The organism is Blautia sp. MB18-30, from assembly GCF_023669475.1.
Taxonomy (GTDB): Bacteria; Bacillota; Clostridia; order Lachnospirales; family Lachnospiraceae; genus Blautia_A; species Blautia_A fusiformis.
Map to the genome: position 1 here is coordinate 1 of NZ_JAMOYY010000065.1, position 8,020 is coordinate 8,020.

At 37.0% G+C, this 8,020-nt stretch carries 9 protein-coding genes and 1 pseudogene; 8 read left to right on the top strand and 2 right to left on the bottom strand.

Annotated features, from left to right (window positions below; translation table 11 throughout):
- Together NCY57_RS16160 and NCY57_RS16165 are read right to left on the bottom strand one after the other, a co-directional pair.
- A partial coding sequence (locus NCY57_RS16160; protein ID WP_250789844.1) for an AAA family ATPase occupies positions 1-818 on the bottom strand: 818 nt, incomplete at its 3' end.
- Between the two features lie 8 nt (positions 819-826).
- Positions 827-1,378, bottom strand: a complete 552-nt coding sequence (locus NCY57_RS16165; RefSeq protein ID WP_237971619.1) for a helix-turn-helix domain-containing protein — start codon at positions 1,376-1,378, stop codon at positions 827-829.
- Between the two features lie 141 nt (positions 1,379-1,519).
- Between NCY57_RS16165 and NCY57_RS16170 the strand changes: the two genes are divergently transcribed.
- The 8 genes and pseudogenes from NCY57_RS16170 to NCY57_RS16205 all read left to right on the top strand — a co-directional run.
- Positions 1,520-1,756, top strand: a complete 237-nt coding sequence (locus NCY57_RS16170; RefSeq protein WP_330639021.1) for a RepB family plasmid replication initiator protein — start codon at positions 1,520-1,522, stop codon at positions 1,754-1,756.
- Positions 1,753-2,823: a site-specific integrase gene (locus NCY57_RS16175; protein ID WP_250789845.1), complete on the top strand. Its 1,071-nt coding sequence runs from the start codon at positions 1,753-1,755 to the stop codon at positions 2,821-2,823. The genes NCY57_RS16170 and NCY57_RS16175 overlap by 4 nt, the downstream gene beginning before the upstream one ends.
- A complete protein-coding gene (locus NCY57_RS16180; RefSeq protein ID WP_237971726.1) occupies positions 2,816-3,175 on the top strand; it encodes a plasmid mobilization protein in 360 nt (119 codons plus the stop codon). The genes NCY57_RS16175 and NCY57_RS16180 overlap by 8 nt, the downstream gene beginning before the upstream one ends.
- Positions 3,176-3,303: 128 nt before the next feature.
- A pseudogene (locus NCY57_RS16185) lies at positions 3,304-4,314 on the top strand (AAA family ATPase).
- 72 nt (positions 4,315-4,386) lie between these two features.
- Entirely contained in the window at positions 4,387-4,620 is a 234-nt protein-coding gene (locus tag NCY57_RS16190) for a complexin-2 (protein ID WP_226978985.1), read from the top strand.
- 257 nt (positions 4,621-4,877) lie between these two features.
- On the top strand, positions 4,878-6,170 hold the full coding sequence (locus NCY57_RS16195) for a plasmid recombination protein (protein WP_237971728.1): 1,293 nt from the start codon (positions 4,878-4,880) through the stop codon (positions 6,168-6,170).
- A gap of 211 nt (positions 6,171-6,381) precedes the next feature.
- Positions 6,382-6,780, top strand: a complete 399-nt coding sequence (locus NCY57_RS16200) for a YjdF family protein (RefSeq protein WP_237971730.1) — start codon at positions 6,382-6,384, stop codon at positions 6,778-6,780.
- A gap of 41 nt (positions 6,781-6,821) precedes the next feature.
- The coding region (locus NCY57_RS16205; RefSeq protein ID WP_250789846.1) for an NACHT domain-containing protein at positions 6,822-8,020 on the top strand (1,199 nt) is incomplete at its 3' end.

Here is an 8,020-nt window from a genome sequence, read left to right on the forward strand (position 1 = left end):
TTTTTTTGCTCTCTAAAAAATATCGATAGATTAATTCTGGAATTCATCCCAACCTCTTTATCGATATAATGTTTCCAATATTCTTCGTAAAAGTATTTTTTTTCGATTTTTGACTTGTTTAAATCACTATTCCAATCATCTGAAGTAAAATTAAAATAGACATCAACAAAGGGGGCAAATTCAAATCCCATACACTTAAATATATTTTGCAATTCTAAATTTTGGGTTGATTGCAATATTGTATTCAAAATACCAAGAGAAAAGTCGGAACCTATTGCGCTTGTTGTGTATGCGGAGTCTATGCTTCTAAAGTTAACAAGGCGATCACCATAGTAGTTATGAGAATAGCTTATTCTGTCATAGTCAACATCGAACCCAAGAACTAATACATTTGCAGGAAGATAGGGTTTAATCTCATCGTAGGTTATCTGTTTATCATAAATTGATAAATCATATTTATATGACTTTGTGCGAATGTCATATTTCATGAGATGATATAAGATAGTATCAATTGATATTGTTATGTTGCTCTCTATTTTTTCTAAAATGATAGAATGCTCTTTTCCATCAGTTTCAATTGTATATGCAAGAGAAAAATCACAAGGAATGCGATCTCTAAAACGTTGAATGTAACGAAATATTTTGGCTATAAAACTTAAAATTGTTGTTTTGCCAGAACCATTTTCACCAGCAAAAAGGGTAATTTGCATAGAATTAAATAGTTCGTTTTGATAACAAGATGAAGTATCTTTACTGAAAAATATATGTTGCTTTTCATATTTTTTGTATTTTTCTATATATAAATGTAATAATTTCAATGAAGCACCTACCTTGTATTTTTTGAATTTAGCCCAATTTTATCCATAACCTCATCATGTGCCTTCTGAATCTTAAGCCGTTCCTGCCATGGTTCCGATTCCGGATAAATATCCATCCAGAGATTAAAGTCTGCTTCAGCTTTCAGCAGAGCTTCCCCACGCTTCTTAACATCTTTTATTTCATTGCATTTTTCAACTTCTTCCACATATTTTTCATAGCGGTCTAACCATGATTGCATCAAAGACAATGTTCCAAAGCTGATTCCAACCATATCATTTCCATCTTTATCCTGGTATTCAAAGAGTTGTCCATCGTATTGCCGGAATATCTGAAAAAGTCTGTGTATGGCTTTTATGCCATCAAAATCAGAGTTCGCCAGTACTTCGGGATTGACAGATAAAGCATCAGCTATTTTTTCAAGAGATGATGGTTTGGGATTTCTTCTGCCGCTTTCGTAGGCACGAATGTAGGCTTCACTTGCGCCAACCATTTCTCCTAATTGTTTTTGAGTAAGATTACGTTCCTGCCGGATACGTCTTATGTTTTCACCGACTGTCATAACAACATGCCTCCTGCTCTAAAGCTATATTTTTGTGAAACTGATCAACATCATATATAGGATAACACACAAGAACAAAAAAATAAAGCAAAAAGATATTGACACGAAACAAAAGTTACGATATTATAAAAACGAAACAAAATGATACTATGCAGAAACAAATACAAGAATAGAGGAAACAATATGAACGAAAAAATCTATTACAGTGCGGAGGACATTGCAAAAATGCTTGGTGTGAGTATGGGGAAAGCCTACAAAATCCTTAGAGAAATGAATAAGGATTTGGCAAGTAAAGGATTTCTCACAATCGCCGGAAAAATTCCGGTGGAGTATTTTAAGGAAAAATGGTACGGAGGAGCAAAGGAGGTAAGTGCATGAGCTGCAATGCAAAGAAAGATCCCAATGGTACGTGGCGGATACAATATCGCTGGACAGATTGGACGGGAACCAAAAAGAAATCACAAAAAAGAGGTTTTAAGACCAAGAAAGAAGCAGAAGAATGGTACGCACATTTCATGTTGCAGCAATCATCTGATCCGACGATGACGCTGGCGGACTTTTGGGAGATTTATAAGGCAGATATGGAAAAGCGTTTACGAAAAACTACCATGAAACAGAAAGAGTATGTGATGAATGACAAGGTGCTACCATACTTCGGAAAGACGCCAATTAATGAAATTACAGCTCCCATGATACGCAAATGGCAGGGGGAAATGATGGACAAAGGGTTTAAGCCCACATATCTGAAAACAATACATAATCAGCTTAGTGCGATTTTGAATTATGCAGTAAATTTCTATGATTTGCGTTCGAATCCTTGCCGAAAAGCCGGAAGCATGGGCAAGAGTAAAGCGGATGAACGACCGTATTGGACGCTGGAGGAGTTCCAGAAGTTTTCAGATGCGATTATGGATAAGCAGGATTCCTGGATGGCATTTCAGATTTTATTTTGGACAGGTATGCGGATAGGAGAGTTGTTAGCGCTGACACCGGCAGATTTCGATTTTCAGGCGTGTACTATCCGGATCAATAAATCTTATCAAAGATTAGAAGGGAAGGATATTATTACAGATCCAAAGACTGTGAAGAGTAATCGTATGATCACCATGCCGGAATTTTTAAGCGAAGAATTAGAATCGTATATAGGAATGCTGTATGGCTTGAATGAAAATGACAGGATATTTCAAATTTCAAAAAGCTATCTTCATCATGAAATGGATCGTGGTGTGAAGTTGTCAGGAGTGAGGCGAATACGAATCCATGATTTACGACATTCTCACGTGTCATTGTTGATCAATATGGGATATTCAGCGGTGGCAATTGGAGAAAGGGTAGGGCATGAAAGTGTGGAAATCACATATCGATATGCACATTTGTTCCCGACAATCCAAACAGAGATGGCGGAAAATCTAAATCAGGAAAGAGAGGAATATCTGGATGAGTGAAAAAAATAGGGATAACAAGAATCGGTGGCGTAATGTAACCATAGCGTTTCGAATGTCTCCGGAAGAAAATGAAGAGCTGGATTTAAGAGTAAAGCTTTGTGGATACCAGACGAGACAAGAATATATCATTGAAAGTGTTTTACATCAAAAAGTCACAGCAGTAGGAAATCCATTGATGTTAGTACAGTTTAGAAAACAGCTTCGAGGGATTGAAGAGGAACTAAAAAGGTTAACTACATTAGAGGATGCCGATGAAGAGTTGTTTACACCTATTCGAACAATGTTGGAGATATTAAATGCATTTGCAGAAGAAAGAAACTATGAAAAAAGAAAAAGCCCAGAAATAATCTGAGCAAGTTCCCTGATTATCAGAATAACTGATATACCATCCTAATAACTTGAGTATATCACAAAATTGTTGTTGAAACAATTGTTAAATTCTGTTTGCCAGGGACTTGCCCGGTTGGGCAGGAGGTGGAAATGGAAGATAATTATAGAGAAGTAAAAAAGGCAGAACCATGCCTGAAATTGATCCACATGGATCAGGTTGAAGTGGAAGAAATCGAATGGCTCTTTTATCCGTTCATACCATACGGGAAGGTCACCATTATTCAAGGAGATCCTGGAGAGGGGAAGACCACCGTGGTGTTGCAGATCATTGCAAAGTTAACAAAAGGAGAAGCAATATTAAGTGAAACAAGCGAAGGAAAATCCGAAGAGACAGGCGTAGAGTCAATCAATGTGATTTATCAAACAGCTGAAGATGGATTGGGTGATACGATCAAACCAAGATTGTTAGCGGCAAGGGCAGATTGTTCTAGAGTCTTGGTGATTGATGACCAGGATCAGCCATTAACAATGGTAGATGCAAGGCTGGAAGAAGCGATTATACAGACGAAAGCAAGATTGGTAGTATTAGATCCAATTCAAGGCTTTCTAGGGGCTGGTGTTGATATGCATAGGGCAAATGAGATTCGCCCATTGATGAAAAGAATTTCTGTATTAGCAGAGAAATATCAATGTGCTATTATTCTGATCGGTCATATGAATAAGAATAGTAATGGAAAATCATCCTATCGTGGATTGGGGTCTATTGACTTTCAAGCGGCAGCAAGAAGCGTATTGATTGTTGGAAGAGTGAAAGATGAACCGGAAATCCGAGTGATCTGTCATGTAAAGAGTTCTCTTGCTCCGGAAGGAGATGCTATCGCCTTTCGATTAGACAAAGAAAAAGGATTTCATTGGATTGGAAAATATGACATCAGTGCAGAGGACTTATTGTCTGGTGATGGACGAGGGCAAAAAATCTGAAGTGTGAAAGAATTTTTAAAAGAGATCTTAGAAAATGGATCAATGGAACAGGCAAAAATAGCGGAAGAAGCAGAAGAACGAGGAATTAAAAAGAAAACACTTTGGAATGCGAAGAAGGAATTACAGATTGATTCTGTGAAGATAGGAAATAAATGGTTCTGGATGTTACAAGAAGAGTAAAGGAAGATGGCAAGATTACCATATCTTAAAGAATAGGGAATCTTGCCACCTTGATTAAAAAGGAGTGAAGTGATGAAAAAAGTACAGATTGATTATGAACTGTTTCGAAAATTGATCTTTTATCATCTGGGTTCAGATGATCAGTATGAAGAAGATATTCGAAATGAATTGGAAGAAAAATTGGATGCATTAGTCAGACATGAACTCTATACGAAGTATAAGACTGCTCCTTCTGAGGAAGAGCAGGAGAAAGCACGACAGGAATATTTAGATAAGCGTGGAGTGACAGTCAGTTATCGATGGTGATGTCTGTTTGGGGAATATACAACAGGAGCGTGGCACGCACCTGTATCATACCAAACAAGGAGAATTGCTGTAGGGTGTAGCCGATACAGTGCTGGCTGATTTGAAAGCTCCCGCAGGGCGCAAGGGTACTTTTGATGGACGTTAGGCTGTCGAAAGTGCTTTTGCGTTACTTTTGACAAAAGTAACAAAACATAATCGCCATATTTGGCGTTTTAAAACGAAGGAAAGGAGATTTATTGAAGAGGACGATTAGTTTTATGACAGGGAAAGGCTCCCTGAACCATAACAGTAGAAAATTTCATGCAAAGAATACGGATCCGAACAGAACCCATTGGAATGTTGAATATTGTAATGAAGATATCAAAGACGTATATCATGAATTATTTGACGAAGCCTTGAAGCGTTACAACGATAAACAGACTCGAAAAGATCGTAAGATAGATGATTACTATGAAAAGATACGTTCTGGAAAACAAGAAAAATTATTTCATGAGGTTATTATTCAGATTGGTGATAAAGACAATATGGGTTCAGAAATGATGGAGGGACAACTTGCTGCAAAGATATTAGATGAATACATGAAAGGATTTCAAGAACGGAATCCTGCGTTGCGAGTATTTGCTGCACATCTTCATATGGATGAGACCACGCCTTATTTGCATGTAGACTTTGTACCATATACAACCGGAAGTAAGCGAGGATTAGATACAAGGGTATCTTTGAAACAAGCTTTGTCAGCACTCGGTTTCAAAGGCGGTACGAGAATAGAGACAGAATTAAATCAGTGGGTGGCGGCTGAAAAGCAGCAGCTTGCCTCAATTATGCTGGATCACGGGATTGAATGGGAGCAGAAAGGAACCCATGAAAAATATTTGTCGTTGCTGGATTTTGAAAAGCAGGAACATGCAAAGGAAGTGGCGGCACTTGAAGTGCAGAAAGCGGACTTAGAAGAGCATAATGCTACTATGCAAGAAGTCAATGAAAAATGGCTGGATCATTTGAAAAGTATTGAGCAGGATATGTCTTCGGCTCGAGAAAGCTGGAAAGAAGTCGATAAGAAGGCAGAACAGGCAAAGAAGAATGTGGCACAATATGAGAAAAAGCTAACGGAGATTGCGCCTATGATAAAAGAGATGGAACGATTTGCAGAGAAATATTCTGCCGATCCAGAGGAGGTGCTGCCGGAGGCGGGAGCATTGGAAACAGGGAAATCCTATCGAGAAAAGAAAGCAAAGCCGTTGTTTAAGAAAATTGTGACAGTGTTGCGGTCAGTTTACCGGGCATACATTGATCTTTCCAGAAGGTTCAATGATATACAGAAATCTTATGATAGGGCGTGGAGCAAGGTGAATTCGCTTACTGCCCGTGTGGAAGAACTTTGGAATGAAAACAGAGCTTTGAAGGACAGAATAGGAGATTTTAAGCGAGTAGAACGGGCATTAGGGAGCGATGTAGTCGAAACGATTGTTCAGAGGGAGAAAAGTCTGGAAGAAGCACAGAGAATGCAAAATAAGGGACGAAAAAGGAAGATAGATAGAGGGGAGAGATGAAGAAACATTTAGAGTGCTTTCGTGGTTTGGTTCTTGTGGATAATAAGTCGATTATGTGGTAAAATCAAAGAGCAAAGATAAAAACGCAACGTAAGAGGTAATCTCTTGCAGAGCCGGTAGGTAGCCCGGCCGCACCGTTCGGTGTAAGTAACCCTCTCTCCTTAGGGTCGTCCATTCTTTGTTCATTACAATCATTTAAGGAAGAATTGTCATGGACAAAGTATCAGGCAAATTGACAGTATTTTTTGAGGAGCCTTTTTGGGTCGGCCTTTTTGAATGCATATCGGAGGGAAAACTCTCTGTATGCAAGGTTACGTTTGGTGCGGAACCGAAAGACTATGAGGTATATGATTTTGTCTTGAAAAATTACTATCAGTTAAGATTTAGTCTGGCTGTGGCAACTGATGTAAAGGAGTCTGGGCGTAATCCGAAACGGATAAAGCGAGAAGTGCGAAAACAGATACAGAATACAGGAATAGGCACGAAATCGCAGCAGGAGCAGTTGAAAACTGAGCGTAAGACTGTGAGCCGGGAACAACGGGAGGCACAGAAACAGCGACAGTTTGAGCTGAAACAGCAGAAAAGGAAAGAGAAGCATAGGGGCAGGTGACACTGTCCCTTAGTTCCGGTTATTTACAAAGGAGAAAGATTATGTGGGCAGATATACTTTTATCAATAACTATGTCGGTATCAGAAGCAATAGGATGTAGTTATATAGAAAAAAAGAAAAAGGGAAAAATGCTAAAAGAATTAAGTAAAATTATTAGTGAGCATTTTGAAGAATTTGCAGACTCATCTTTGGATTGCAATGATTTTTATTTATTGATTAAAAGTAAGAAATTTATTGAAATTATGCGCAATTTTTTTGTGAGTATAAATGATGGAATGGATCGAAGTCATTATATTGAAAATGTGGAACAGTATATTTTTGATGAATGTACGAATATAAATCATAATGAAGTACGTACTTTTCTAAAGAAGATAGAGGAATTATATATAAGCCATTTGCATAAAATAGTAGAAGATTATCCCGGTACTTATGCCCTGTTTCAATTAATGACTATATCTCATCGAGAGGTTATTGGTAAAATTTTAGAAAATGAAAGAAATATTAAGAAGTATTTTAATGCATTGGAATGTAAGAAAATTCAAATAGATGACGAGAATATCAATTTATTTCATGCAGTAAGTGAAAAGGAATATGGTACAATAAGATTTACTGGTATTTCTGGAGCGGAAAGAAAACGAGAACAAAATATTAATGAATTTTATGTTGAGAATACATTTTCTTATTATGGAAAGGAAATTGAAAAATTATATAATTGCGGATTAGAGGAAATAGAAACAATTAGATTGGAGAATTTTTTTGATTTTGGTAATAAAATTGTCTTAATTGGTGGTGCAGGACTAGGAAAATCAACGACATTGAATTATCTTTATTGTAATTATGAAAGAATGTACGAAGCATATGCAGTAAAGATAAAAATTGATTTAAAAGAATATGCAAAAGAAATTGGAGAAAAAAAGAAAGGATTATTGTGGTGTATTACCAATGAGTTCTCTAAGAGAAGTAAATATGTAAAATTGAGTTTCGATGAGATTCAATCAGTGCTATCAGATTATTTGGATAACGGTAAGTGTTTGGTTATTTTAGATGCATTAGATGAAATCCCTACGTTGGCAATTAGAAATAAAGTAAGGGATGAAATCGCTATTTTTTGCGGACTTTATTATTTAAATAGGTTTATAATATCTACTCGTGAAGCAGGATACTTGAGAAATAGATTTGATGAGACATTTCTCCATATAAAGATTAATCAGTTTAGTGATTATCAAATAAGAAAATATAG